Origin of the sequence: Paramesorhizobium endophyticum (assembly GCF_014640615.1) — a bacterium.
Taxonomy (GTDB): domain Bacteria; phylum Pseudomonadota; class Alphaproteobacteria; order Rhizobiales; family Rhizobiaceae; genus Paramesorhizobium; species Paramesorhizobium endophyticum.
Window position 1 is genome coordinate 231,820 of the sequence record NZ_BMHH01000005.1, and the last position, 25,485, is coordinate 257,304.

Here is a 25,485-nt window from a genome sequence, read left to right on the forward strand (position 1 = left end):
GAGGACGCCTGAGCAAATTGGATGCTCGGCAAATTGAAGGGAAGACAAGGCATGAACCGCTTCCGTCTCGACAAGCTTGGGCTGGTCATCGCCGCCATCGCGCTTTGCGGCATGGCTCTGCCTTTCGCGACATTCCGCGCCAATCGGATCGTCGCGGGCGAAGGGCGGACGGTCTTCGAGGCGCTTCCTGAACTGGCGGCGGCGGCGCTTGTTGTCGTCCTCGTTGTCGCCATCCTTGTCGGCCTCGTGCGCCTCCCCGTCGGATGGCGGCTGGCGGCCGGCATTGCCGCCCTCGTCGCGCTGCTCTTCTCCATCGGCCTTGCGCCCGGCCATCTCGCCACGCCTGATAACACTTACGCCCGAATCTCTCCCGCCTCCGGGTTCTGGCTCCTGAGCTTCGCCTTCGCGCTGCTCATTACAGATGCCCTCACCCGCCTGCATCTGCCGCCAGCCGCGCGGATCGGCGCTCTGGCGCTGAGCGGCATGATCTTCGCGGCCTTCCTCGTCTCGGGAAGCTGGAACGGGCTGTCGATCCTTAGGGAATATGCCAACCGTTCCGACAGTTTCTGGGCTGAAGCGGCGACGCATCTGGAACTGGCGCTCGGCTCGCTCGTGGCGGCGGTGGCGGTGGGCCTGCCGCTCGGCATTCTCTGCCACCGCGTGCCGGTGCTGCGTGACGGCGTGCTCAATGTCCTCAACATCATCCAGACGATCCCCTCGATCGCGCTGTTCGGCCTTCTGATCGCGCCGCTCGGCTGGGTCGCGCTTCACGTGCCGGGGGCGGCGGATCTCGGCATTCGCGGCATCGGCGCGCCGCCCGCGGCGCTGGCGCTTTTCCTCTATTCGCTGCTGCCCGTGGTCGCGAACACGGTGGCGGGCCTCGCCGGAGTTTCGCCCGCCGTCACCGATGCGGCGCGCGGCGTCGGCATGACGCCGATGCAGCGGCTGGCGAAAATCGAGTTTCCGCTGGCCTTTCCGGTCATCCTGACGGGGATCAGAATTGTGCTGGTGCAGAATATCGGCCTTGCCACCATTGCCGCGCTTATCGGCGGCGGCGGGTTCGGCGTCTTTGTCTTTCAGGGCATCGGGCAGACGGCTATGGATCTGGTCCTGCTCGGCGCAGTGCCGACCGTGGCGCTGGCCTTCGCCGCTGCTGTCATTCTCGACGCCATCACCGAAATGAGCCGATTCAACGGAAACGGACGGCCAGCCGCATGATCGAGATCGAAAACATCACCAAGCGCTATGACGGCATTGACGTGGTGAAGGACGTCTCCTTCACCATCGAACCGCACACCATCGCCGTGATCGTCGGCACCTCCGGCTCCGGCAAGACGACGCTCTTACGCATGATCAACCGGCTGGTGGAACCGACAGCGGGATCGATCCGGCTCGATGGACGCGACAATCGCGATGTGCCGGGCTATGAATTGCGCCGCCATATCGGCTACGCCATCCAGGGGCATGGGCTCTTTCCCCATCGCACCGTGGCGCAGAACATCGCCACGGTTCCGGTCCTGCTCGGCTGGGACAAGGCCCGCATCGCGGCGCGGGTGGAGGAGCTGCTTTCGCTCTTCCAGCTCGATCCGGATATTTTCGGTCCGCGCTACCCGCACGAGCTTTCCGGCGGGCAGCAGCAGCGCGTCGGCGTCGCCCGCGCGCTGGCGGCGGAACCGAATGTGCTTTTGATGGACGAGCCTTTCGGCGCGCTCGACCCCGTCATCCGCGCCACAGCGCAGGAAGAACTGCTCGCCATCCAGCGGCGATTCGGCACCACCATCATTCTCGTCACCCACGACATGGAGGAGGCTATTCACCTCGGCGACAAGATCGCCGTGATGGATGAAGGCCAGCTCATCCAATATGCCTCCCCGGCGGAAATTCTGAGCCATCCGGCCTCTCCATTCGTCGAAACGCTGGTCGGCGCGGGCGACAGGCCTTTCCGTCTGCTTTCGCTGGAGGAAGTGCGGAAGGCTGTGGAGCCGGGCACGGCCAAGGGTGCGGCGCTGCCCGCTTCGGCAACGCAGCGCGACGCGCTCGCTGAACTGCTCTGGTCGGGGCGCGAAGCACTGCCTGTCACCGCCAATGGCAAGCGCATCGGGCGCGTCACCGTCGAGGGCCTGATCAAGCGCGCGGCGAGGCCGGAATGAGGCTCTCCGTGCCAACATCGTTCCTACGCATGGCTTTATCCCAAAACCGGCTTCCACTTTTGGGAGCCATGCTTGGGCGGCTTCTCGTGCTCGCGCTTCTGGTGGCTTTTCTCATTCGTCCGCACTGGTTCGAGCCGCTGCTGAAACCGCTGACCGAAAACGGCGCACCTGTCATCTACAATCAGGGCAGCCTGCTGATGCTGACGCTCCAGCATCTGGGCCTCGTCTTCAGCGCCACGCTGGCCGCAACGATCGTCGCGCTGGCGCTTGCAATACTGGTTACGAGGCCCGCGGGCGCGGAGTTCCTGCCCCTGTCACGCAGCCTCGTCAATGTCGGCCAGACCTTTCCGCCCGTCGCCGTGCTGGCGCTGGCAGTGCCGGCCCTCGGCTTCGGGGCAAAACCGACGCTGATCGCGCTTTTCCTCTATGGGCTTCTGCCGATTTTCGAGAACGCGCTGACCGGCCTCACCAATCTGCCGCATGCCGTTGTGGAAGCCGCCAGGGGCATGGGCATGAACGAGCGCCAGCGGCTGGTGAAGGTGGAGCTTCCGCTGGCCCTGCCGGTCATCCTCGCCGGCATCCGGCTTTCCGCCGTCATCAGCCTCTCCACCGCTACCATCGGCTCGACGGTGGCGGCAAAGACTTTGGGCGAGGTCATTATCGCCGGGCTCATATCGAACAATCTTGCCTTCATCCTGCAAGGCGGCCTGATCGTCGGCGTGCTGGCGGTGCTGATCCATGACGCGCTGCTGGCGATGGAGCGGAGGCTGGCGGGGAGAGTGAAATAAAACGCGTTAGCGCTCTACGGCGCCCCCCTCTGCCCTGCCGGGCATCTCCCCCGCAAGGGGGGAGATTACGCCTTCATCGACGTTCGGCATCAATCGCTGATGTAAGAGATGAGAGCCGCCGGTCGTATCAGCCAGTCTCCCCCCTTGCGGGGGAGATGTCCGGCAGGGCAGAGGGGGGCGACGTAGAGCGATTACATTTCCGTTCTACGCTTTCACCGGATCAATCACTTATCCACCAGCGCCAGCATCGCCTCGCTGTACCGCTCGCCTGCCACCTGGTCGGGCGGGAGCACATCGCCGATTCGGGCGAGGTCGGTTTTGTCGAGCACGATATCAGCCGCCGCGACATTCTCCTCCAGATGCTTGATCTTGCGCGCGCCGGGGATCGGCACGATGAAATCGCCCTGATGCAGCACCCAGGCGAGCGCGAGCTGCGCCGTCGTCACATTCTTCTCCCGGGCGATTTCCGTGAGCGTATCGACGAGGGCCACATTGGCCGCAAGGTTTTCCGCCTGAAAGCGCGGCTGGGTCTTGCGCCAATCATCCGGGCCAAGCTCGTCCGCCTTGCGGATCGTGCCGGTGAGAAGGCCGCGTCCGAGCGGGCTATAGGGCACGAAGCCGATGCCAAGCTCGCGGCAGGTGGCAAGAACCTCTTCCTCCACATCGCGGCTTTGCAGCGAATATTCGCTCTGCACCGTCGCAATCGGATGCACCGCATGGGCGCGGCGGATGGTGGCGGCGCTTGCTTCGGAGAGCCCAAGCGCGCGAATCTTGCCCTCGCGCACCAGCTCCGCCATGGCGCCGACGGTTTCCTCGATCGGCACATCGGGGTCGACGCGGTGCTGGTAGAAGAGGTCGATGACATCAATGCCGAGCCGCTTCAACGAGGCTTCTGCCACGGCCTTCACATTTTCCGGGCGGCTGTCGAGGCCGGAAATGGCGACGCGCGGCTCCTTGGTGAGATCGATCTTGAAGCCGAATTTGGTGGCGATGACAACGCGGTCACGTACATCCTTCAATGCCTTGCCGACAATTTTCTCATTGTCAAAGGGCCCATAAACTTCCGCCGTATCGAAGAAAGTGACCCCGATTTCCACCGCCCGGTGCAGCGTCCTGATCGCATCCTTCTCATCCTGTCCGCCATAGGCGAAGCTCATGCCCATGCAGCCGAGACCGACAGCCGATACCGTGAGTTCATTGCCGAGTTTGCGTGTTTTCATGTGGTGCTCCTGTGGCTTCAGAGTTGAAGATAAGCGCGAAGACACCGTTCGATAATTCCGCTTTATTTTAACGGGTCATTCTATATTTTAGAACAATGAACCGGAATCACCTGTCCCAACTCGCCGTTCTGGCCTCCGTCGCAGCCCATGGCAGCTTTCGCGCCGCGGCGAGGGAATTGCAGATCGCGCCATCGGCGGTCAGCCATGCGGTGGCGGCGCTGGAGGAAAGCCTCGGCGTGGCGCTGCTTGCCCGCACCACCCGCAGCGTCGCGCCGACCGAGGCGGGACGGCGGCTGCTCGAACGCCTGTCGCCGGCGCTCAGCGAAATCGATCTGGCGCTCAGCGCGGCGGTGGATATGAAGGACACGCTCTCCGGCACGCTACGCCTCAGCGTTCCCCGTCTCGCCTATCTCATGCTGGCGCCGCGCCTTGGCGCGTTCTGCGAAGCCTATCCGGATGTGGTGCTCGACATATGCGTCGAGGATCATTTCGTCGATATCGTCGCTGATGGCTTCGATGCCGGGTTGCGGCTCAATGAGAGTCTCGAGCGAGATATGATCGCCGTGCGGTTCGGCCCGGAGCTTTGCGGCGCCGTCGTTTCCGCCCCGTCCTATTTCGAGCGCCACGGCATCCCGAAGCATCCGGCCGATCTCACCTGCCACCGCTGCGTCCGGCATCGCTTCGCCTCGGGACGGGTCTATCGCTGGGAGCTGGAGAAGGGCGACGAAAGCTTCGAGGTGGCGGTCGATGGCCCGTTGATCGTCAATGACGACCGGCTGGCGCTGGAGATGGCGCTTCAGGGGGCAGCCCTTGCCTTCATGCTGGATATCCAGGTCGCCGAGGCAATCGCGGACGGACGGCTTGTCCGGGTGCTCCAGGATTGGTGCCCGCCCTTCCCCGGCCTCTATCTCTATTACCCGAGCCGCCGGCGGATGCGTCCGGTGCTGCGCGCCTTCATCGATTTCTACAGATCGTGACGGCTTTTCTTTTGCCTCCCATGCTGTAGGTTCCGCCGCAAACAGACAGATCGAGGAGTGGATTCATGTTCCGTTGGGGTGTTCTTTCGACCGCAAAGATCGGTTTAACGCAGGTAATCCCCGCTTTTTGCGCGTCGGATAATGGCGTTATGGTGGCTATAGCTAGCCGGGATTTGGGCAAAGCCCGCGCGGTTGCCGACCGTTTCGGCGCGCCCCATGCCTTCGGCTCCTATGAGGAAATGCTCGCCTCCGACACCATCGACGGCGTCTATATTCCCCTCCCCACCGCCCAGCATGTCGAATGGGCGCAAAAGGCGGCGGAGGCGGGCAAGCATGTGCTTTGCGAGAAGCCCATCGCGCTTCAGGCCAGCGACATCGAAACGCTGATTCGCGCTCGCGATACGCATAATGTGCTGATCGCCGAAGCCTTCATGATCTACTACCACCCGCAATGGATCAAAGTGCGTGAACTGATTGCGTCGGGAGCCATCGGCACGCTGCGCCATGTGCAAGGGGCTTTCACCTATTTCAACCGCGACCCCGGCAATATGCGCAATCGCCCCGAGCTGGGCGGCGGCGCGTTGCCTGACATCGGCGTTTACCCCACGGTTGCCACCCGGATGACCACCGGGCAGGAGCCGAAGCGCGTGCAGGCATCGGTCGAGCGCGACCCCGATTTCGGCACCGACCGCTATGCCAATGTCACGGCCCGGTTCGATGGTTTCGACCTTACCTTCTATGTCGCGACTCAGCTTGCGGGCCGCCAGTCGATAGTCTTCCACGGCGACAAGGGCTTCATCGAAGTGCATGCGCCGTTCAACAGCGGCAAGTACGGCCATGCCCGGATAACGCTCAACGATGCCGGCCATACGGAAGCGCGGGAATGGAATTTCCAGGACGTGAATCACTACCAGCTCCAGGCCCAAAGCTTCGCCCGCGCCGCGCGGGGCGAGGACGTGCCGGTGTTCACTTTGGAAAATTCCCTTGAAAACCAAAAATTTATCGATGCGATTTATCGTGCCGGTGAGAGCGGAGGCTGGCAGGATCTCTGATCACGCCATTGCCCCCAAGGTTTTTACTGTTCGCCGCACGAACGCGACTTGCAGGGAAAAACCGCCCTACTTATATACGCCGCGTGCGGCGAGCTGGCTTCCGGACCTCGGAGCCACGTGCCGTTTAAACCCGATAGGGGCTGTCCAAATGGAACGCTCGGCAGAGGTCCCGGCAGCCTGCTGAATGGAGAACTGATATGGCAAAAGTAATTGGTATCGATCTGGGTACGACCAACTCCTGCGTCGCCGTCATGGACGGCAAGAACGCGAAGGTCATCGAGAATGCCGAGGGCGCGCGCACCACGCCGTCGATCGTTGCATTCACGGATAGCGACGAAATCCTGGTGGGCCAGCCGGCCAAGCGCCAGGGCGTCACCAATCCCGAGGGAACGCTGTTCGCCGTCAAGCGCCTGATCGGCCGCCGCTATGACGACCCGATGGTCAAGAAGGACAAGGACCTTGTGCCTTACAAGATCGTCAAGGGCGACAATGGCGATGCCTGGGTCGAGGTGCACGGCAAGAAATATTCGCCTTCGCAAATCTCCGCGATGATCCTGCAAAAGATGAAGGAAACCGCCGAAGCCTATCTCGGCGAAAAGGTCGAGCAGGCCGTTATCACGGTTCCCGCCTATTTCAACGATGCCCAGCGCCAGGCCACCAAGGACGCCGGCAAGATCGCCGGCCTCGAAGTGCTGCGAATCATCAATGAGCCGACGGCTGCCGCTCTCGCCTACGGGCTTGAGAAGAAGGATGGCAAGACCATCGCCGTCTATGACCTCGGCGGTGGCACGTTCGACGTCTCGGTTCTCGAAATCGGTGACGGCGTGTTCGAGGTGAAGTCGACCAATGGCGATACCTTCCTCGGCGGCGAAGACTTCGACATGCGCCTGGTCGAGTATCTGGCGGCCGAGTTCAAGAAAGAACAGGGCATCGACCTCAAGAACGACAAGCTGGCCCTGCAGCGCCTGAAGGAAGCCGCCGAAAAGGCGAAGATCGAGCTTTCCTCCGCGCAGCAGACCGAAATCAACCTGCCGTTCATCACGGCGGATGCGAGCGGTCCGAAGCATCTGACGATGAAGCTGACCCGCGCCAAGTTCGAGAGCCTGGTGGACGATCTGATCCAGCGCACCATCGAACCCTGCAAGGCGGCGCTCAAGGATGCTGGCCTCAAGGCGGGCGAGATCGACGAAGTCATCCTCGTCGGCGGCATGACCCGCATGCCCAAGGTGCAGGAAGTCGTCAAGCAGTTCTTCGGCAAGGAGCCGCACAAGGGCGTCAACCCGGATGAAGTGGTCGCCATCGGCGCCGCGATCCAGGCCGGCGTGCTGCAGGGCGACGTCAAGGACGTGCTGCTTCTCGACGTGACCCCGCTTTCGCTCGGCATCGAGACGCTGGGCGGCGTGTTCACGCGCCTCATCGACCGCAACACGACGATCCCGACCAAGAAGTCGCAGACCTTCTCCACGGCCGAGGACAACCAGTCCGCCGTGACGATCCGCGTCTTCCAGGGCGAGCGCGAAATGGCGGCCGACAACAAGCTGCTCGGCCAGTTCGATCTCGTCGGCATCCCGCCCGCACCGCGCGGCGTGCCGCAGATCGAAGTGACCTTCGACATCGACGCCAACGGCATCGTCAACGTCTCGGCCAAGGACAAGGGCACCGGCAAGGAGCACCAGATCCGCATCCAGGCTTCCGGTGGCCTTTCCGACGAAGACATCGAGAAGATGGTCAAGGACGCCGAGGCGAATGCCGAAGCCGACAAGAAGCGCCGCGAGACGGTCGAAGCCAAAAATCAGGGCGAGGCCCTCGTGCACTCCACCGAGAAGTCTCTCAAGGATTATGGCGACAAGGTTTCGGCTGACGACAAGAAGTCGATCGAAGACGCCATCGCTTCTCTGAAGACGGCGCTGGAAGGCGACGACGCCGAGGACATCAAGGCGAAGACGCAGACCCTCGCCGAAGTTTCGATGAAGCTTGGACAGGCGATGTATGAAGCCGCGCAGGCCAGCGAGAGCGGCGGCGCGGAAGCCTCTTCGGACAAGGCCGACGACGATGTCGTCGATGCGGATTACGAAGAAATCGACGACGACAAGAAGAAATCGGCGTAAAAATCGCGGTTTCTGAAAAAAGTACGATTTCGATATTAGAAGCCCGGCCTCGTGCCGGGCTTTTGTTGTTGGGAATGGATATTGTTTTGATGGATTTGCGAGGCGCCCCCCTCTGTCCTGCCGGACATCTCCCCCGCAAGGGGGGAGATCGGCTAATACATCTCACCGCTCTCACCCAACAACGTCGGCGATCGATGCCGAACGCTTATGAAGGCGCAATCTCCCCCCTTGCGGGGGAGATGTCCGGCAGGACAGAGGGGGGCGCTGTCCCGCCGACGTTTTCATTTCTATATAAAAGAGCTTTAAGGGGTGCCGGATACTATCCGCTCACGGGCGTGGGAGCGACATAGATCCATGTATTTCCGGCTGTTCGAGATATGGCGCCTGATCGCTGCGCTGCTGATCATGCTCTATCATTTTTCCTTCAACGGGCCGCCGGGCACGGGGTGGATGATCGACTGGCTGGAGCGGCTGCGCCCGCTGCTCGACATGTTTTTCATCATCTCGGGCTTCCTGATCGTCGCGCATTATGGCGAGCGGGTCACGGACGGGCGCAGCTACGCCGTCTATCTGGTAAAGCGTCTCGCCAGGCTCTATCCGCTTCACCTCATCACCTTCTCCTTCTTTCTCCTCATCGGCATCGGCTATCACCTTGGCATTCTTCGTCCTTTTGGAGGCGCGGAGCGCTATGACACAAGCGCGATCATTCCCAATCTGCTGCTGATTCAGGCTTGGGGCGGAGCGCGGGGCCTCACCTTCAACTTCGTTTCGTGGTCGCTGTCAGCGGAATGGTTCTCCTACCTCCTGCTGCCGCTCATTCTCCTCGCCAACAGGACCGGCGGCGTTAAGGCGCTCGTCGTGCTGTTGGTCCTATGGATCGCGCTGCTGGAAACGCTGACGGCGCTCAAGATCATGCCGAACACGCATTGGCAGGAGGCCGACACTTGGGGCGCATGGCGCGCCTTTGCTGACTTCATCATCGGCGCGCTGATATACGTCCTCGCCTCGCGCAGTCGCTTGGCGCTGACGGCGCGCTGGCCTGCGTGGGTGGTCATGCTTACGGCCTGCACCTTGATGCAGCTACAGGCGAATGCCTATTACAGCATGACTGTCTTGAGCGTTGCGGTGTTCCTGGCGGCGGTGGCCGAGCGCAACGACCAGAAGGGCTTCGTCTATCCGGCCTTTCTGCGCCCCTTCGCCGCCGTCTCCTTCGGCATCTATCTCTGGCACCCGGTGGTGGAGGCCGTCATGTTCGGCTTCGTGTGGAAGCGACTGGTCGCGCCGCTCGGGATCATTGATTTCTTCGTTTTCATGCCCCTGCCCATGGTCGTCACGATGATTGTGGCGGTTCTCTCCTATCGATGGTTCGAGAAGCCCGTGGGGGATTGGATATTGAGCCGCCTTGGCTTCGGACGGCGAGCACCAGCGAATGCCGCCCCGCTCATCTGAAGCGGGACGGAACATTCACAGGCAATGCCGGTTAAAAGGAAAAGCGATGGAGAGGTTCATGACGCCCGAGACCTACCTGTTCGAGGCGAGCGACGAAATCCCCAACAACTCGCGCCTGCCGGTGCTTTATTATCGCGGCGGCGTGAAGCCTCAGGGCGATGCCGCCAGCCATATTGAGGCGCTTTTCCTCCGCAATGGCTGGACGGGCACTTGGCGTAACGGCGTCTTCTCTTACCATCACTACCATACCGAGGGGCATGAGGTTCTCGGCGTGGCATCCGGGTGGGCGCGTCTGTTGATCGGCGGCCGCGGCGGAAAAGAGATGAAGGTCCAGGCCGGTGATATCATCATTCTACCCGCCGGCACGGGCCATTGCAGCGTCGAGGCCGGGGACGATTTTCTGGTCGTCGGCGCCTATCCGCCAGGGCAGCGCGCCGAACAGGATCTGGCAAAGATCGCTCGTCTCCCCTTGCCATCATCCGATCCGCTCCAAGGAGAAAACGGCCCGCTTGTCACTATCTGGCAGCGGGCCGTCGCACCTCAAACGTAACGGTTGACGACATTCTCCAGATATTCCTGCCGTCCCGAGCGCGGTTTCGGCTCTATGCCTTCCGCTTCGACACGTGCTGCGATCTCATTCAGCGAACGCTGGCCCGCTAGCATTGCCTTTGCCTCCGGGCTTTCCCAGCCGGCATAGCGCTCCGCCACGAAATCGGTCAGCACCTTGTCCTCCAGCATCCTGGCCGCCGCCTTCAGCCCGCGCGCGCAGGTGTCCATGCCGCCGATATGGGCGATGAGGAGGTCTTGCGGGTCGAGCGACTGGCGGCGAAGCTTGGCGTCAAAATTGGTGCCGCCCGTCGTGAAGCCGCCGGCCTTGAGGATTTCGTAATAGGCGAGCGCCACTTCCGGCACATTATTGGGGAACTGGTCCGTGTCCCATCCGGACTGGTAATCATTGCGGTTCATGTCGATGGAGCCGAGAATGCCCAGCGCCGCCGCCGTCGCCAGCTCATGCTCGAAGGAATGGCCCGCCAGGATGGCATGGCCCTGCTCGATATTGAGCTTCACCTCGTTTTCCAGCCCGAAGCGCTTCAGAAAGCCGTAGACGGTCGCGACATCGTAATCATATTGATGCTTGGTCGGCTCCTGCGGCTTCGGCTCGATCAGGATCGTGCCCTTGAAGCCGATCTTGTGCTTGTAATCGACGACGAGGCTCAGAAACCGGCCCATCTGGTCGAGTTCGCGCTTCATATCGGTGTTAAGCAGGGTCTCATATCCCTCGCGCCCGCCCCAGAGCACGTAATTATCGCCGCCGAGCTTCTTGGTGACGTCGATGCAGGTCTTCACGGTCGCCGCCGCATAGGCGAAGACATCCGGGGCCGGATTGGTGGCCGCGCCCGCCATATAGCGACGGTTGGAGAAGAGGTTAGCCGTACCCCAGAGCAGCTTCGTTCCCGTCTTTTCCATCTTGCCGGCGAAATAATCGGCGATTTCGTGGAGGCGGCGGTTGCTTTCGGCAAGCGTTTCGCCTTCGGGCCGCACATCGGCGTCGTGGAAGCAGAAGAAGGGCGCGCCGAGGATCGAGAACATGTCGAAGGCCACATCCGCCTTCTGCTTCGCCGCCTCCATGGTGTCGCTGAACCACGGACGCTCGAAAGTCTGCCCGCCGAAGGGGTCGCCGCCCGGCCAGACTAGGGAATGCCAATAGGCGACGGCGAAGCGTAAGTGATCCTCCAGCCGCTTGCCCAGCACGATCTCATCAGGATTGTAGAACCGGTAAGCGAGCGGGTTGGCGCTGTCAGGCCCCTCATATTCGATCTTTGCGATATCGCCGAAAAATCCTGTTGTCATGTTTGTTTCTCCTCCTGTGGCTGTTGAATGGTCACGCCGCGCCGATTGCCGGGATATGCGCATCGCCGGTGGAAAAGATTTCCGCATCCAGGTGCAGAAGCGATGTCATGGCGCAGCCCTGCATGATCAGCGGATGCTCTTCCGGATGGCAGCGGATCGTCAGTTCCCGCCCCTCGTCCCACCCAGCGGTGCTTGAAATCGCATTGCGGATTTCCGGCTCCATCAGGTCGAAGACCTTGGCGCCAGGGCCGACAAGGGCGACCGGCAGCGGGTCGATCAGCGAAAACAGATTGTTGAGGCCGAAGCCGATGGCACGGCCCGCTATATGGAAGGCCTCGCGCTCCACGCCCGGCGTCTCCCGCGCGCGCTGCGCCAGCCTGGCGAAGACCGCCGCATCGATGCTCGTCGCCGGAGGCGCGGTGTCCGGCACGCCGAAAGCGTTGCGCCAGATGGCGTAATCGCCGGCATAGGCCTCGATGCAGCCGCGCCGCCCGCAGCGGCAGAGCGCGCCATGGGGAATATGCGCCATGTGGCCGAATTCCGCCGCAGAGGAATGGGAGCCGGAAAAGGGCTGGCCTTTCAGGTAAAGCCCCATGCCGATGCCGTAGGAGAGCAGGATCGCGGCGAAATCCCCGCCATAATGCTCCGGCTCGGCCCAGCGCAGCGCTTCGGCCAGCATGGTGCAATCGTTGGCCATGGAAACAGGCACGCCGAAAAGGCGCGACAAGGCGGGGCCGAAGGCGATGTTTCGCTCCTCGACGATCGGCGCCCACAGCAGCTTTTCACCGGCGGCATCGGTCACCCCCTGCACCGCCATGGCGATATGCATGAGCCTGCCGCTTGCGCCATTGGCGGAACGAAGCTGCCGGCGCAGAATGGCGGCGATTTGCGCCACCAGTTCCCTGCCGCTTGCGCTCCAGGTGGGCACATCGGCCGTTTCATCCGCTAGAATGCCGCCGGCATAGTCGACGAGCCCGACCGTGATCCGGTTGAGCGAGAGATTGACGACGCCGACCTTGGCGAGCTCGGGATTAAGCGTGAGAGTGACCTGAGGCCGCCCGCGCCTGATAGTGCCGCTTTCGCCCTCGCGGCTTTCGGTGAGCACGCCTTCGCCAACCAATCCCGCCGCAATGGCCGAAACGGTGGAGGCGCTGAGGCCGGTTATGCTCGTAATGTCGGTGCGGGAAAGCGCGCCCTTGCGGCGGATCGCGGCGAGAACCAGCTTGCGGTTCTGCCGACGCACATCGTCCGGGCGCGTGATCGCTCCAGCCAACGCCTCTCCTCCCTGTTCTTTCCAAGCAGGCATGATCTTGTCCGGATAGCTTGCAACTTTCCGCAATCATGCCCTTCGCTGCCGCACAATAGTTACTGCGCCACAGCAATTTCTTGCCTCCACTTTCGACGTTGACACGGAAAGAAATTTTAGTCACTCTTTTTTTCGAGCCTCGAAATAAAGGCTCCCTGCCAGTGGAGGGGCAGGGTCTGATCGTCTTAAGGATCAATTGGGCGCCCATGGGGCACCGGGAGGGAGTTATCATGAAGAAATATGCAGTAGCGCTTGCGAGCGCGGTTTTCGCCGTGTCTTTTGCAGGCCCGGTTCTGGCCAAGGACAAGATCATCGGCGTGTCCTGGTCGAATTTCCAGGAAGAGCGCTGGAAGCGCGACGAGGCGGCGATCAAGGCCGCGCTCGAGGCCAATGGCGACAAGTATATTTCCGCCGACGCGCAGTCCTCGGCTTCCAAGCAGCTGACCGATGTGGAAAGCCTGATCTCGCAGGGCGCCAACGCGCTGATCATCTTGGCACAGGATTCGAGCGCCATCGAGCCGGCGGTGCAGAAGGCCGCCGATGAGGGCATTCCTGTCGTCGGCTATGACCGCCTGATCGAAAATCCGAACGCCTTCTACATCACCTTCGACAACAAGGAAGTCGGCCGGTTGCAGGCCGGGGCCGTGTTCAAGGAAAAGCCGGAGGGCAATTACGCCTTCATCAAGGGCAATGCCGCCGACCCCAATGCGGACATCCTGTTCGCCGGACAGATGGAAGTGCTGAAGCCCGCTATCGACTCCGGCAAGATCAAGAATGTCGGCGAGGCCTATACGGATGGCTGGCTGCCCGCCAATGCGCAGAAGAACATGGAGCAGATCCTGACCGCCAACAACAACAAGGTGGACGCGGTCGTCGCCTCCAATGACGGCACCGCCGGCGGCGCGATCGCGGCGCTTTCCGCGCAGGGCCTTGCCGGATCGGTGCCCGTTTCGGGACAGGACGCGGATCTTGCCGCGCTCAACCGCATCGCGCTCGGCACGCAGACCGTCACCGTCTGGAAGGATAGCCGTGTGCTCGGCAAGGAAGCGGCTGATGTCGCCTCGCAGCTCGCGGACGGCAAGAAGCTGGATGAAGTCAAGGGCGTGGTGAAGTTCAATGGCGGCGCCAAGGGCGTCGAGATGAACTCGATCCTGCTGAAGCCCGTGGCGATCACCAAGGACAATCTCGGCACTATCATCGATGCCGGCTGGGCGACGAAGGATCAGGTCTGCCAAGGCGTGAAGGCCGGCAGCGTCGCCGCCTGCAAGTAAGACAAGGGAGCATTCGGACGCCGCGGCAATGAAAGCCGCGGCGTTCGCCAATAGGAAGCCCGCGGGAGGAGCGGCATGAGTAATGGTGTAACCACCGGGGCCGATACGGCTCGATCGGCTGAACTCGGCTTCGTGGCGCGGTTCTTCAGGGCGACGGAACTCGATCCGCGCCTGCTCGGCATGGTTCTGGCCATGCTGATCATCTGGGTGATCTTCGATATCCTCTCCGGCGGGCTGTTCCTGTCGCCGCGCAATCTCTGGAACCTGTCGGTGCAAAGCGCCTCCATCGCCGTCATGGCGACGGGCATGGTGCTAGTCATCGTCACGCGCAATATCGACCTTTCCGTCGGCTCCATCCTCGGCTTTGTCGGGATGATCATGGGTGTGACGCAAGCCGAATGGCTGCCGCAGGTACTGGGGTTCGAAAACCCGATGACCTGGGTGGTCACGCTGGCGCTGGGGCTCGTCGCGGGCGCGCTGGTGGGTGCTTTGCAGGGCTTCATCATCGCTTTCCTGAGCGTGCCGTCCTTCATCGTGACATTGGGCGGGCTGCTCGTCTGGCGCGGGGCGGCATGGTGGGTCACGTCCGGGCGTACCGTCGCCCCCATGGACTCCACCTTCCGCCTGATGGGCGGCGGCCCCGCCGGGTCGGTCGGCGCCACATGGAGCTGGGTCGTGGGCGTCATCGCCTGCCTCGGCATCATCGGCTATATCATCAACGGGCGGCGCCAGCGGCAGCGTTTTCACTTTCCGCTGCGCCCCATATGGGCGGAAACGCTCCTTGCCACCGTGGGCAGCGCGCTGGCGCTCGGCGCGGTGGCTATCGCCAATTCCTATCCCTGGCCCGCGCCCATCGCCCGCCGCTATGCGGAGACGAACAATATTCCCGTCCCCGATGGCGGGCTCTTCATCGCGCATGGCATCGCCATTCCGGTGCTTATGGCCATCGGCGTCGGCCTGGTGATGACGTTCCTCGCTACACGCACCCGCTTCGGCCGCTATGTCTTCGCCATCGGCGGCGATCCGGAAGCAGCGGAGCTGGCGGGCATCAACACCAAATGGGTGATCATGAAAGTGTTCATCCTGATGGGCGTGCTCTGCGCCATCGCGGCGGCAATTTCGACGGCGCGCCTCAATGCGGCCACCAATGCACAAGGCACGCTGGACGAGCTTCTGACCATCGCCGCAGCTGTCATCGGCGGCACGTCGCTGGCCGGCGGCGTTGGCACCATTGCGGGGGCGATGCTGGGCGCGGTGATGATGCAGTCGCTATCATCAGGCATGGTGCTGCTCGGCCTCGACTCGCCGCTGCAGAGCATCGTGGTCGGTGTCGTGCTCGTCATCGCTGTATGGCTCGACACGATCTATCGCCGGCGCATGGCGTAGTTTTCCAGCTGCATGATCCCGAAAAGTCTGCAACTTTTCGGGATCATGCTCAGAGAGGAGGAGAAAACCGATGAGCAACACGCCTCTCGTTGAGATGGAAAACATCTCGATCGCCTTCGGCGGCATCCGCGCCGTCGATGACGCTTCCGCCGATCTTTACCCCGGCGAGGTGGTGGCGCTTCTCGGCCATAATGGCGCGGGCAAATCGACGCTGATCAAGGTGCTGTCAGGCGCCTACAAGCGCGACAGCGGCACGATCCGCATCAATAGCGAGGAAGCCAATATCGCCAATCCGCGCGACGCCAAGGGTTATGGCATCGAGACGATCTACCAGACGCTGGCGCTCGCCGACAATGTCGATACAGCCGCCAATCTCTATCTGGGCCGCGAGCTCAAAACCCGCTGGGGCACGCTCGACGACGTAGCGATGGAGGCGAAGGCGCGCGAGGTGATGGGGCGGCTCAATCCCCGCTTCCAGCGCTTCAAGGACCCGGTGAAGGCGCTCTCGGGCGGTCAGCGCCAGTCGGTGGCGATTGCCCGCGCCATCCTGTTCAACGCCCGCATCCTGATCATGGACGAGCCGACGGCGGCACTCGGGCCGCAGGAAACGGCGCAGGTGGGCGAACTGATCCAGCAGTTGAAAAGCGAAGGCATCGGCATCTTTCTCATCAGCCACGATATCCATGACGTCTTCCACCTTGCCGACCGCGTGGTGGTGATGAAAAATGGCCGCGTCGTCGGCACCGCCCGCGTCAGCGACGTGACGGAGGACGAGGTGCTGGGCATGATCATTCTGGGCAAATGCCCGCCGGGGGCAATTCCGGGGCCGGGGGCGATGAATGGCTAGCGCCCCCTTCCCCCTTGCGGGGAAGGTGCCCGCGTTAGCGGGCGGATGGAGGTGGTTACGTTTGCGCGTTTGCTGGAAGCAGTGGCGCACGCGTCACCACCCCCACCCGACCCTTCGGGCCACCCTCCCCGCAAGGGGGAGGGAGGGCGCTATGCAGGGCAAATGCCGCAGAAATGCACGCTGATTTAAAATGACGGGACGAAGGAGAGAGGACCATGAAGACCATCAAGGGGCCGGCGATTTTTCTGGCGCAGTTCGCGGGCGATGCCGCGCCGTTCAATTCGTTCGATTCCATCTGCAAATGGGCGGCTTCGCTGGGCTATAAGGGCGTGCAGATACCGACCTGGGATGGGCGTCTGTTCGATCTCATCAAGGCTTCGGACTCCAAGAATTATTGCGACGAGATCAAGGGCATCGCGGCTAGCCATGGGCTGGAGATCACCGAGCTTTCGACCCATTTGCAGGGTCAGCTCGTCGCCGTTCATCCGGCTTATGACATTGCCTTCGACGGTTTCGCCGCGCCGGAAGTTCGCGGCAACCCGCAGGCCCGCACCCAATGGGCCATCGATCAGGTCAAGCGCGCCATCCGCGCGTCGAACCATCTGGGTCTCAAAGCCCATGCTACCTTCTCCGGCGCGCTCGCCTGGCCCTATGTCTATCCCTGGCCGCAGCGCCCGGCGGGGCTTGTCGAGACGGCCTTTGACGAACTGGCGCGGCGCTGGCACCCGATCCTCGACCATGCGGATGAGAACGGCGTCGATATCTGCTACGAAATCCATCCGGGCGAGGATCTGCATGACGGCATTTCCTACGAGATGTTCCTTGATCGGGTAAAGAATCATTCCCGCGCGAATCTGCTCTACGATCCCTCGCATTTCGTGCTGCAGCAGCTCGATTATCTCGACCATATCGACATCTATCACGAGCGCATCAAAGCCTTCCATGCGAAGGATGCCGAGTTCAATCCGACCGGGCGGCAGGGCGTCTATGGAGGGTATCAGAGCTGGGTGAACCGGGCCGGGCGCTTCCGCTCGCTGGGCGACGGGCAGGTGGATTTCGGCGCGATCTTCTCCAAGCTTACCGCCTATGATTTTGACAGCTGGGCGGTGCTCGAATGGGAATGCGCGCTGAAGCACCCGGAAGACGGCGCGCGCGAGGGGGCGGAGTTCATCAAGAAACACATCATCCGGGTTACCGAACATGCGTTCGACGATTTCGCCGGCGCAGGCACGGATGACGCCGCCAACCGCAAGATGCTGGGCCTGAAATAAGGGAGTTCTTGTTGGTGGACAATCAACCTTCACCCTCGTGGTTCGAGGCTCCCCTTCGACAGGCTCAGGGTCGCACCTCACCATGAGGGTGAAGGGCCGCAGCGCCCCTCTCCCTCATCCTGAGGTGCGTAGTGCAGCGAAGCGGAATGAAGCCTCGAAGGACTAGGGAGAGGGATTAGGTGGAAGGAATTGAGATTATGACGATTGAAGCAACCAAGCAGGAACGCAGCGCCGGGCGCATTCGCCTAGGCATGGTCGGTGGCGGTCAGGGCGCTTTCATCGGCGCGGTGCATCGCATCGCCGCGCGCCTTGACGACCAGTATGAGCTTGTGGCGGGCGCGCTGTCCTCTAACCCGGAGCGGGCAAAGGCGTCGGCGCTGGAACTCAGCATAGCACCCGACCGCGCCTATGGCTCGTTCGAGGAAATGGCGAAGGCAGAGGCCGCGCGTCCCGATGGCATCGAGGCCGTGGCCATCGTCACGCCCAATCATATGCACGCTCCGGCAGCGAAGGCGTTTCTCGAAGCGGGCATCCATGTCATCTGCGACAAGCCGCTGACGCTGACCGTGGATGAGGCGAAGGAACTGGTCGATCTGGTCGACAGGACCGGCAAGGTCTTTGCCGTAACCCACAATTACACCGGCTATCCGATGATCCGGCAGGCCCGCGCCATGGTCGAAAAAGGCGAGCTTGGCGAAATCCGGCTGGTTCAGGCCGAATATCCGCAGGACTGGCTCACCGAGCGGGCGGAAAGCACCGGAAGCAAGCAGGCCGAATGGCGCACCGATCCGAAACGCTCCGGCGCGGGTGGCTGCATCGGCGATATCGGGACGCATGCCTATAATCTCGCCTGCTTCGTCAGCGGGCTGGAGCTTGATGAATTGCTGGCGCAGCTCACCACCTTCGTCGAGGGGCGGCAGCTCGATGACGATGTGCAAATCCTTCTGCGCTGGAAGGGCGGCGCGAAGGGCATGCTGTGGGCGAGCCAGGTCGCGGTCGGCAATGAAAATGGGCTGAAATTGCGCGTCTACGGCACCAAGGGCGGGCTCGAATGGACGCAGGCGGACCCGAACTATCTCTGGTTCACCCGTTTCGGCGAGCCCAAGCAGCTGCTCACCCGTGGCGGCGCCGGGGCTTGGCCCGAAGCGGCGCGGGTAACGCGCGTGCCCTCGGGGCATCCGGAAGGCTATCTGGAAGGCTTCGCCAATATCTATGCCGAAGCCGCCCGCGCCATTATTGCCGCACGTGACGGCGGCAAGCCGGATGGCGATGTGATCTTCCCCACCGTGCGCGACGGGCTCAAGGGAATGCAGTTCATCGAGGCGGCGGTCGCCTCCTCCAACGCCGGCAATGTGTGGACCAAGATCGGATGAGCGAGCCGCTTTCCCCTTCCCCCAGCCATCCGCCGCCGGCGGGCGTATTGCTCGAGGCGGCGGGCATTTCAAAATCCTTCGGCCCTGTCGAGGTGCTGAAGGATATCGGCCTCAGCCTTAGGACCGGCGAGGTTCACGCTATTATCGGCGAGAACGGTGCGGGCAAGTCAACGCTGATGAAAGTGCTTTCGGGCCATCTCGCGCCTTCGAAAGGAACGCTCAGGGTGAATGGCGAGACAATCGCCTTCACCGGCCCGGTCGAGGCGGAGAAGCACGGCATCGTTCTGGTGCATCAGGAAATCCTGCTCGCCCCCGACCTGACGGTGGCGCAGAACATCTATCTCGGGCGCGAGCTTCGCAAGGGGCTGGTGCTCGATGAGCGGGCCATGGCGGAGGGAGCGCATCGGGCGGTGCTCGACCTTGGCGCGGATATCGATCCGGGCATCGTCGTGAACCGCCTCTCCATCGCCCAGCGCCAGCTTGTGCAGATCGCGCGGGCGCTGCTCGTCCCGCACCAGATCGTCATCTTCGATGAGCCGACGGCCTCGCTGACGCCGGTCGAGACGGAAGCGCTGCTGAAAGTCATCGCCACGATTCGGAAAAAGAATGCGGCGGTTCTTTACATCTCGCACCGGTTGCCGGAGGTGAAAACCATCGCGGATCGCGTGACGGTGCTGCGCGACGGGCAACTGGTCGGCACGCACGACGCGGCTAGTCTTGAGCCGGTGGACATGGCGCGGCTGATGGTCGGCCGCGATGTCTCGAAGCTCTACCCTGATCGCACCGAGGCGAAGGCAGGCGAAACGGTTCTCGAAGTCGAGAATTTCGTGGTGCCGGGCTTTGTTCGCAAGGTGGGCTTTGCCTTGAAGCGCAGCGAGATTCTCGGCTTTGCCGGGCTGGTCGGCGCGGGGCGGACGGAATTGCTTGAAGGCATTCTGGGACTACGCCCCGCGCATGGCACGGTGCGGCTCAAGGGCAAGCCTGTCCATTTCCGCAATGCGAAACAAAGCATGGATGCGGGCATCGTCTACCTTTCGGAAGACCGCAAGGGAAAGGGCCTGCTGCTCGGGCAGAATCTCAAGACCAACCTGACACTCGCAGGGCTCGACCGCTTCGTGCGCGGCGTCCTGATCGACCGAAAACGCGAGGATGAGGCGCTCGACAAGGCAATCCGCGATTTCGACATTCGCACCCGGAGCCGCGACCTTACCGCCGGGCAGCTCTCGGGCGGCAACCAGCAAAAGCTGCTGCTCGCCAAGATGATGCTGCTCGGTCCCGAGATCGTCGTCATCGATGAGCCCACGCGCGGGATAGACATCGGCACCAAGGAACAGATCTATAAATTCATCAACGCTCTTGCGGCGGAAGGAAAGGCCGTTATCGTGATTTCGTCGGAAATGCCCGAATTGATCGGCATTTGCGACCGCATCATCGTGATGCGCAATGGGGAGATCGCCGGGGAGGTCACGGGCGAGCACATGACGGAGGCGGAGATCGTCGTGCTCGCTACAGGCGCGAATATGGAGGAGGCCGCTTTGATAGCGGAAAGTGCATGAGCAATGTGAGCGTGGCGCAAACGGCGAAGCGGCCCTTCGGCGACATTGACTTAAGGGCCGTCGCGCCCTTTGTGGCGCTGGCGGCGCTGTTCGTCTTCGGCGCGCTGATCAATCCGAGTTTTCTCTCGCTCGACAATCTCACGAATGTCGCGACGCGCAGCGCTTTCATCGCCATTATCGCTGTGGGGGCGACCTTCGTCATCTCGGCGGGCGGGCTCGATCTTTCCGTGGGGTCGATGGCGGCATTCGTCGCCGGAACGATGATCCTGTTCCTCAATACCGGAGCCGTTTCCGGCGATACGGGCATGATCGCGGCGGCGATGCTGACGGCGCTTGCCACGGGCGCGCTGTGCGGCCTAGCCAATGGGCTGATCACGACGCTGGGCCGCATCGAGCCCTTTATCGTGACGCTTGGGACGATGGGCATTTTCCGCGCGCTGACAATCTATCTGGCCGAAGGCGGCTCCATCGCCATAAAATCGCAGGAGCTGCGCGCTGCCTACCGGCCCATCTATTTCGGCGATGTATTGGGCGTACCGATTCCCATACTGGTCATCCTGGCGGTGGGGGTCATCGGCGCTTTCATCCTCTACCGCACCCGTTTCGGCCGCCATGTGACGGCGGTGGGGTCGAATGAGGATGTAGCGCGCTATTCCGGCATTTCGGTCAACCGGGTGCGGACGCTCACCTACGTTATTCAGGGGCTATGCGTCGCCATCGCCGTGCTGGTCTATGTGCCGCGGCTGGGCGCGGCGACTCCGACGACCGGACTGCTCTGGGAGTTGCAGGCGATTACGGCGGTGGTGATCGGCGGCACGGCATTGCGCGGCGGTGTCGGGCGCATCTGGGGCACGATCTGCGGCGCGCTGATCCTCGAAATGGTCGGCAACATCATGGTACTTTCCGACCTCGTCAGCGAATATCTCATCGGCGCGGTGCAGGGAGCGATCATCATCATCGCCATGCTGATCCAGCGCTCGCTCGGGCGGCGGTGAGGGGAAATTCGGTTGCCGGATGCGTTCCGGCAATCGAATCAGACTGAGCGGCTTCAGGGGCTGGCCGCTATTACGGAGAGGAAATGCCCCTTAGGGAGAGAGACCAATGAGAAGCATATTTGCAGGTTTGGCTGCCTTGGCGCTCGCCTCGGTGGCGACCGTCGCGGGGGCGCAGGATAAAAAGGTCCATATCGCCGTTTCGATTCCCGCCGCCGACCATGGCTGGACGGGCGGCGTCGTCTATCACGCCGAACGCGCCAAGAAGACGCTGGAAGCGAGATATCCGGGGCTGAAGGTGACGGTGAAGACCTCGCCTGACGGAGCTTCCCAGGCGAACGCGCTGGAAGACCTGACTGCGCAGGGCATCGACGCGCTGGTGACGCTGCCGCATAATTCCGATGAACTCACCGACCCAATCCGTCAGGTGAAGGAGAAGGGAACTTTCGTCACGGTCGTCGACCGGGCGTTGTCCGACCAATCGATCCAGGACCTCTATGTCGCCGGCAACAATCCGGAGCTTGGCCGCGTCGCGGGCGAGTACATCAAGAAAGAGCTCGGCGGCAAGGGCGATGTCGTCATTATCAGAGGCCTGCCGATCGTCATCGACGAAGAGCGCCAGAAAGGCTTCGACGAAGGCATCAAGGGCAGCGAGATCAAGGTTCTCGACCGCCAGTTCGGCAATTGGTCGCGCGACGATGCCTTCAAGGTGATGCAGGACTATCTGGCGAAATACCAGAAGATCGACGCAGTGTGGTGCCAGGACGACGACATGGCCGTCGGCGTGCTCGAAGCCATTCAGCAGGCCGACCGCAAGGACATCAAATTCGTGGTCGGCGGCGCCGGCATGAAGGAGATGATCAAGCGCGTGGCCGATGGCGACAGCATGATCCCGGTCGATGTGCTCTATCCCCCGGCAATGATCGCCACCGCGATGGAGTTGACGGCCGGCCAGTTCTACGACCAGGTGCCGGTGCGCGGCAGCTACATCCTTGACGCCACGCTTGTCACCAAGGACAACGCCAAGGAATTCTATTTCCCGGATTCGCCGTTCTGATCGATTGCCGGAAATGCTGCGCGTCCGCCTTTTATGATGGACGCGCGGCTTGTATTTACGGCATCACCAGGAAAGTGACGTGATCCTTCGCCAGCGGAACGGGAAGATCGGCAATCAGCGTTGCATTGATGTTCCAGGTGCCGTTCTCGACAATCGCTCCTGATGCATCCCAAAATCCATCATTGCCGATGGTGAGATCCCAAAAGCCGGACGGCCATTCGAATTCCCGAAGCGAGATACGGATTTTCCGTCCCGCAGGGCCGATGCCCCGGATCGACAGGCCGCCCGGGTGAATAATCTGGTTTTCCGCGGGATATGTAATCTTGACCAGTGCTGACACGTACGCTCCTCCGATTCAATCGATCAAATAAAGGCGCTTCTCTAGCCGCGCGATCCGCCAAAGCCTGCGGCTTTGCACGCGATCTTCGCTCTAAATACGGTTGGGGGGTCCAAGTGATTCACTTGGCTGCAGCATGCTCTTATCAATCAGGCCAGGCGTTCGCCTGGCTGCAAATGCACTAAACTAGCGCACGCCCTTTGCCGCGTGCGGGCTGTTCCCTCCTGGCGTTTCTTGGTCTTGTTCGTGGATGGGTTTACCTTAGGGCAGCATCCCTTAACGCCTTCTTCATGAATTCGTTAAAATTTTCGATTTGCGTTATGGCGAGCACGGATATTTTATATTCATACTTGATTATGTATGAAATGATTATGATTTTCAGATGCTTAGATATAAAAATCGTCAAGCAACAAGCGATGATTATTATGTGGACAAGTAGAGAGTTCGGTTAAGCTTGCAGAGCTGCCGCGCTCTTTCTCTATCAGCCGCGTTAAAACCTATCCGCCTCTTTTTCGGAAATTGCAGACGATGGGTGAATCAACGAAATGGAAAAGCGACCGCCCCGCTTGCAGCCGCTCTCCAGCGCTTTCTTTTAATTTTGCGGCTTTCCGGGAATACCCGTTGAAACCACCGACACGGGATCACTTCCCGGAAAAGTCTCTCTCAGTCCTTCCTGCAATTGTTCCTCCAGTTCGACGGGATCACCCGTGCGCTCGTCGGTCCGGGCGTCACCGCCGCCGGTTTTCTTGTCGAGCCCGCCTGCCATATCCGCATTCGCCAGTTGCGAGAGGATGAATGTCGCTTCCGCGATGAGGGTGCTGCGGTCGCACTCCGCCATTTCCTCGTCCTTGGCGAACCGCACCGTCACGCGCTCACCCTTCTCGCCCATGAATTCGACCGAGGGCGCCTCGTTCGGCGTGGAAGCGGGAATGATTCGTGTCTCGCGCAATTGCATCGGCTTTCTCCAAACCATCAGTTCATTTGCAGGTAGTCCCCCGGCCCCAAAAGCTTCCAGAGCAGTCGATTCCGGTCCTACGAAACAACAGATGGGGAAAGGTTTGGTTCCTTTCGAGAGCGCCCCTTATCCGCATTTGTCCGTCTCGCTGCGTTGATACCTGCCGGGAACGATTGCCGGGGCTGCCCGTTACAAATGTATCTGGAACGAAGGCTTCGCGCGCTCAGGCGGAGCCCAGATAAAGGAGAGTAGTCATGCTTACACGACTTTTGGGAACAACAGCCGCAGTCGCCATGCTGTCGACCGCAGCCTTCGCGCAAACCACCGGCCAGACACCCCAGGTACAGGATACGCCGGCTCAAACCAGCGACGTGTTCACCTATCCGCCGGAAGTGGCGCCCAAGGCCACGCCCGACAGCAACAATGTAAACGCAGCCACCGGCAAGGTGCTGGCTTCGGGCGTGATCGGGCAGGCCGTCTATGACGGCGCCGGCAGCGACGCCAACCGCATTGGCGACATCAACGACATCGTCATCGGCGAGAATGGCGTGGCCCAGGCCGCGGTCATCGGTGTCGGTGGCTTCCTCGGCGTGGGACAGAAGGACGTGGCCGTCAGCTTCGATCGCCTTGACCTTGCAACCAAACCCGATGGCGACCGCTGGTTCGTGACCGACCTGTCGAAGGATGACCTGAACAAGGCCCCGGCTTTCGAGCGGTCCGAGCTTTATACGGGCGGCATCGTCAAGGATAACAGGGCGAAGGATGCCGCAAACGGCACCACGGGCGGCCCATCTTCCACCGGCCCCCTGGCACAGTAATTTCACCCAGCCAACCGGCCCGCTACGCACCTCGCAGCGGGCCGGTTGCCGTGGCTCTGCTACATGAATTTCGCCTGTTTCCTCAGATCGTTTGTGGCGTTATGATGGCATGTCGGCTCGCGAGCCGATGCCGGGAGGAACCGGCGAATAATTTATGAATAGAAACGACGGGAGATACTTACATGGAAACTGCTGGTGTCGGCTGGATCGCAGCAATCATTATCGGCGGCGTGGCAGGCTGGCTTGCCGAAATGTTCATGAAGAGCAATATGGGCATCATCGCCAATATTCTCCTGGGCATCGTTGGCGCGATCATCGCCAACGCGGTTCTGGGGCTCTTCGGTGTCGCGCTTACCGGCTGGGTCGGCTATCTGGTCGCGGGCTTCATCGGCGCGTGCATCCTGATCGCCATCGGGCGAGCCATCAGGCGTTAGGCGCCTGTTCAATGTTTGCAGCCGGGTTGATTTATCTCCCCGGCTGCAAACTTTAGAGCAGGCCGTGTTTAATGGAATCGCTTGGTTTCCATTTGGCACCGTTGCCGTTGCGTATAGGGAGAGGCATGGATTCCTGTGACAAGCACAGGAATGACGGTTGCTTTGACTGTTGATGACTAATTTCCAACCTTTCAGTATGGCAAAAAACGGCCTTCAGTGGCGTTCGCGGTAGGGACGTCCATTACTGGACGCCCCCCGCACAGATCCCCGCAAGCGGCTTGCCCGCA

Annotated in this window: 23 protein-coding genes; 18 read left to right on the forward strand and 5 right to left on the reverse strand. The window is 61.7% G+C overall.

The window, feature by feature from the left end; genetic code table 11:
• The first annotated feature begins 51 nt into the window (after positions 1 to 51).
• The 3 genes from IEX53_RS08690 to IEX53_RS08700 all read left to right on the forward strand — a co-directional run bounded on the left by IEX53_RS08690 (position 52) and on the right by IEX53_RS08700 (position 2,938).
• Complete coding sequence (locus IEX53_RS08690; RefSeq protein WP_188823443.1) at positions 52 to 1,218, forward strand: ABC transporter permease; 1,167 nt, start codon at positions 52 to 54, stop codon at positions 1,216 to 1,218.
• The gene (locus tag IEX53_RS08695) at positions 1,215 to 2,150 is read left to right on the forward strand and encodes an ABC transporter ATP-binding protein (protein WP_188823445.1); all 936 of its coding nucleotides are present in this window, start codon (positions 1,215 to 1,217) and stop codon (positions 2,148 to 2,150) included. Before IEX53_RS08690 ends, IEX53_RS08695 begins: the two co-directional genes overlap by 4 nt.
• A 68-nt stretch (positions 2,151 to 2,218) precedes the next feature.
• Complete coding sequence (locus IEX53_RS08700; RefSeq protein WP_236016098.1) at positions 2,219 to 2,938, forward strand: ABC transporter permease; 720 nt, start codon at positions 2,219 to 2,221, stop codon at positions 2,936 to 2,938.
• Positions 2,939 to 3,162: 224 nt separating this feature from the next.
• On the opposite strand, the gene IEX53_RS08705 is transcribed toward IEX53_RS08700, so the two are convergent.
• Positions 3,163 to 4,158: an aldo/keto reductase gene (locus IEX53_RS08705; RefSeq protein ID WP_188823449.1), complete on the reverse strand. Its 996-nt coding sequence runs from the start codon at positions 4,156 to 4,158 to the stop codon at positions 3,163 to 3,165.
• A gap of 95 nt (positions 4,159 to 4,253) precedes the next feature.
• Here IEX53_RS08705 and IEX53_RS08710 point away from each other — a divergent pair, with 95 nt between their 5' ends.
• From IEX53_RS08710 to IEX53_RS08730, 5 genes are all read left to right on the forward strand, one after another.
• Complete coding sequence (locus IEX53_RS08710; RefSeq protein ID WP_188823451.1) at positions 4,254 to 5,135, forward strand: LysR family transcriptional regulator; 882 nt, start codon at positions 4,254 to 4,256, stop codon at positions 5,133 to 5,135.
• Between the two features lie 65 nt (positions 5,136 to 5,200).
• Positions 5,201 to 6,187 carry a Gfo/Idh/MocA family protein gene (locus IEX53_RS08715; protein WP_188823453.1) on the forward strand — a complete coding sequence of 329 codons (987 nt, stop codon included), beginning with the start codon at positions 5,201 to 5,203 and terminating at the stop codon, positions 6,185 to 6,187.
• 197 nt (positions 6,188 to 6,384) lie between these two features.
• Positions 6,385 to 8,295: a molecular chaperone DnaK gene (gene dnaK / locus IEX53_RS08720; RefSeq protein ID WP_188823455.1), complete on the forward strand. Its 1,911-nt coding sequence runs from the start codon at positions 6,385 to 6,387 to the stop codon at positions 8,293 to 8,295.
• A 354-nt stretch (positions 8,296 to 8,649) separates the two neighbouring features.
• Complete coding sequence (locus IEX53_RS08725) at positions 8,650 to 9,744, forward strand: acyltransferase family protein (protein ID WP_188823456.1); 1,095 nt, start codon at positions 8,650 to 8,652, stop codon at positions 9,742 to 9,744.
• Between the two features lie 58 nt (positions 9,745 to 9,802).
• Positions 9,803 to 10,294: a cupin domain-containing protein gene (locus IEX53_RS08730; protein ID WP_188823459.1), complete on the forward strand. Its 492-nt coding sequence runs from the start codon at positions 9,803 to 9,805 to the stop codon at positions 10,292 to 10,294.
• On the opposite strand, the gene xylA is transcribed toward IEX53_RS08730, so the two are convergent.
• Complete coding sequence (gene xylA, locus IEX53_RS08735) at positions 10,285 to 11,595, reverse strand: xylose isomerase (protein ID WP_188823461.1); 1,311 nt, start codon at positions 11,593 to 11,595, stop codon at positions 10,285 to 10,287. The genes IEX53_RS08730 and xylA overlap by 10 nt on opposite strands.
• 31 nt (positions 11,596 to 11,626) lie before the next feature.
• Complete coding sequence (locus IEX53_RS08740; RefSeq protein ID WP_236016099.1) at positions 11,627 to 12,868, reverse strand: ROK family transcriptional regulator; 1,242 nt, start codon at positions 12,866 to 12,868, stop codon at positions 11,627 to 11,629.
• 263 nt (positions 12,869 to 13,131) lie between these two features.
• Here IEX53_RS08740 and xylF point away from each other — a divergent pair, with 263 nt between their 5' ends.
• The 8 genes from xylF (at position 13,132) to IEX53_RS08780 (ending at position 22,654) form a co-directional block, all read left to right on the forward strand.
• Positions 13,132 to 14,172, forward strand: a complete 1,041-nt coding sequence (gene xylF, locus IEX53_RS08745) for a D-xylose ABC transporter substrate-binding protein (protein ID WP_188823464.1) — start codon at positions 13,132 to 13,134, stop codon at positions 14,170 to 14,172.
• 75 nt (positions 14,173 to 14,247) lie between these two features.
• Positions 14,248 to 15,558 carry a sugar ABC transporter permease gene (locus tag IEX53_RS08750; RefSeq protein ID WP_188823466.1) on the forward strand — a complete coding sequence of 437 codons (1,311 nt, stop codon included), beginning with the start codon at positions 14,248 to 14,250 and terminating at the stop codon, positions 15,556 to 15,558.
• A gap of 70 nt (positions 15,559 to 15,628) precedes the next feature.
• Positions 15,629 to 16,405 carry an ATP-binding cassette domain-containing protein gene (locus tag IEX53_RS08755; RefSeq protein ID WP_188823468.1) on the forward strand — a complete coding sequence of 259 codons (777 nt, stop codon included), beginning with the start codon at positions 15,629 to 15,631 and terminating at the stop codon, positions 16,403 to 16,405.
• A gap of 215 nt (positions 16,406 to 16,620) precedes the next feature.
• Positions 16,621 to 17,676, forward strand: a complete 1,056-nt coding sequence (locus IEX53_RS08760) for a sugar phosphate isomerase/epimerase family protein (protein WP_188823470.1) — start codon at positions 16,621 to 16,623, stop codon at positions 17,674 to 17,676.
• A 197-nt stretch (positions 17,677 to 17,873) separates the two neighbouring features.
• The gene (locus tag IEX53_RS08765) at positions 17,874 to 19,049 is read left to right on the forward strand and encodes a Gfo/Idh/MocA family protein (protein ID WP_188823472.1); all 1,176 of its coding nucleotides are present in this window, start codon (positions 17,874 to 17,876) and stop codon (positions 19,047 to 19,049) included.
• Positions 19,046 to 20,605 (forward strand): sugar ABC transporter ATP-binding protein, encoded by a 1,560-nt coding sequence (locus IEX53_RS08770; RefSeq protein WP_188823474.1) that lies wholly within the window; start codon positions 19,046 to 19,048, stop codon positions 20,603 to 20,605. The genes IEX53_RS08765 and IEX53_RS08770 overlap by 4 nt, the downstream gene beginning before the upstream one ends.
• Complete coding sequence (locus tag IEX53_RS08775) at positions 20,602 to 21,600, forward strand: ABC transporter permease (protein WP_188823476.1); 999 nt, start codon at positions 20,602 to 20,604, stop codon at positions 21,598 to 21,600. The genes IEX53_RS08770 and IEX53_RS08775 overlap by 4 nt, the downstream gene beginning before the upstream one ends.
• A 106-nt stretch (positions 21,601 to 21,706) precedes the next feature.
• Positions 21,707 to 22,654: a substrate-binding domain-containing protein gene (locus tag IEX53_RS08780; RefSeq protein WP_188823478.1), complete on the forward strand. Its 948-nt coding sequence runs from the start codon at positions 21,707 to 21,709 to the stop codon at positions 22,652 to 22,654.
• A gap of 55 nt (positions 22,655 to 22,709) precedes the next feature.
• On the opposite strand, the gene IEX53_RS08785 is transcribed toward IEX53_RS08780, so the two are convergent.
• Together IEX53_RS08785 and IEX53_RS08790 are read right to left on the reverse strand one after the other, a co-directional pair.
• Positions 22,710 to 22,994: a hypothetical protein gene (locus IEX53_RS08785; RefSeq protein ID WP_188823480.1), complete on the reverse strand. Its 285-nt coding sequence runs from the start codon at positions 22,992 to 22,994 to the stop codon at positions 22,710 to 22,712.
• A gap of 589 nt (positions 22,995 to 23,583) precedes the next feature.
• Positions 23,584 to 23,946: a hypothetical protein gene (locus tag IEX53_RS08790; RefSeq protein WP_188823482.1), complete on the reverse strand. Its 363-nt coding sequence runs from the start codon at positions 23,944 to 23,946 to the stop codon at positions 23,584 to 23,586.
• Between the two features lie 254 nt (positions 23,947 to 24,200).
• Here IEX53_RS08790 and IEX53_RS08795 point away from each other — a divergent pair, with 254 nt between their 5' ends.
• Positions 24,201 to 24,764: a PRC-barrel domain-containing protein gene (locus IEX53_RS08795; RefSeq protein ID WP_188823484.1), complete on the forward strand. Its 564-nt coding sequence runs from the start codon at positions 24,201 to 24,203 to the stop codon at positions 24,762 to 24,764.
• Positions 24,765 to 24,946: 182 nt separating this feature from the next.
• Positions 24,947 to 25,198, forward strand: a complete 252-nt coding sequence (locus IEX53_RS08800) for a GlsB/YeaQ/YmgE family stress response membrane protein (protein WP_188823486.1) — start codon at positions 24,947 to 24,949, stop codon at positions 25,196 to 25,198.
• The last annotated feature ends 287 nt before the right edge of the window (positions 25,199 to 25,485 follow it).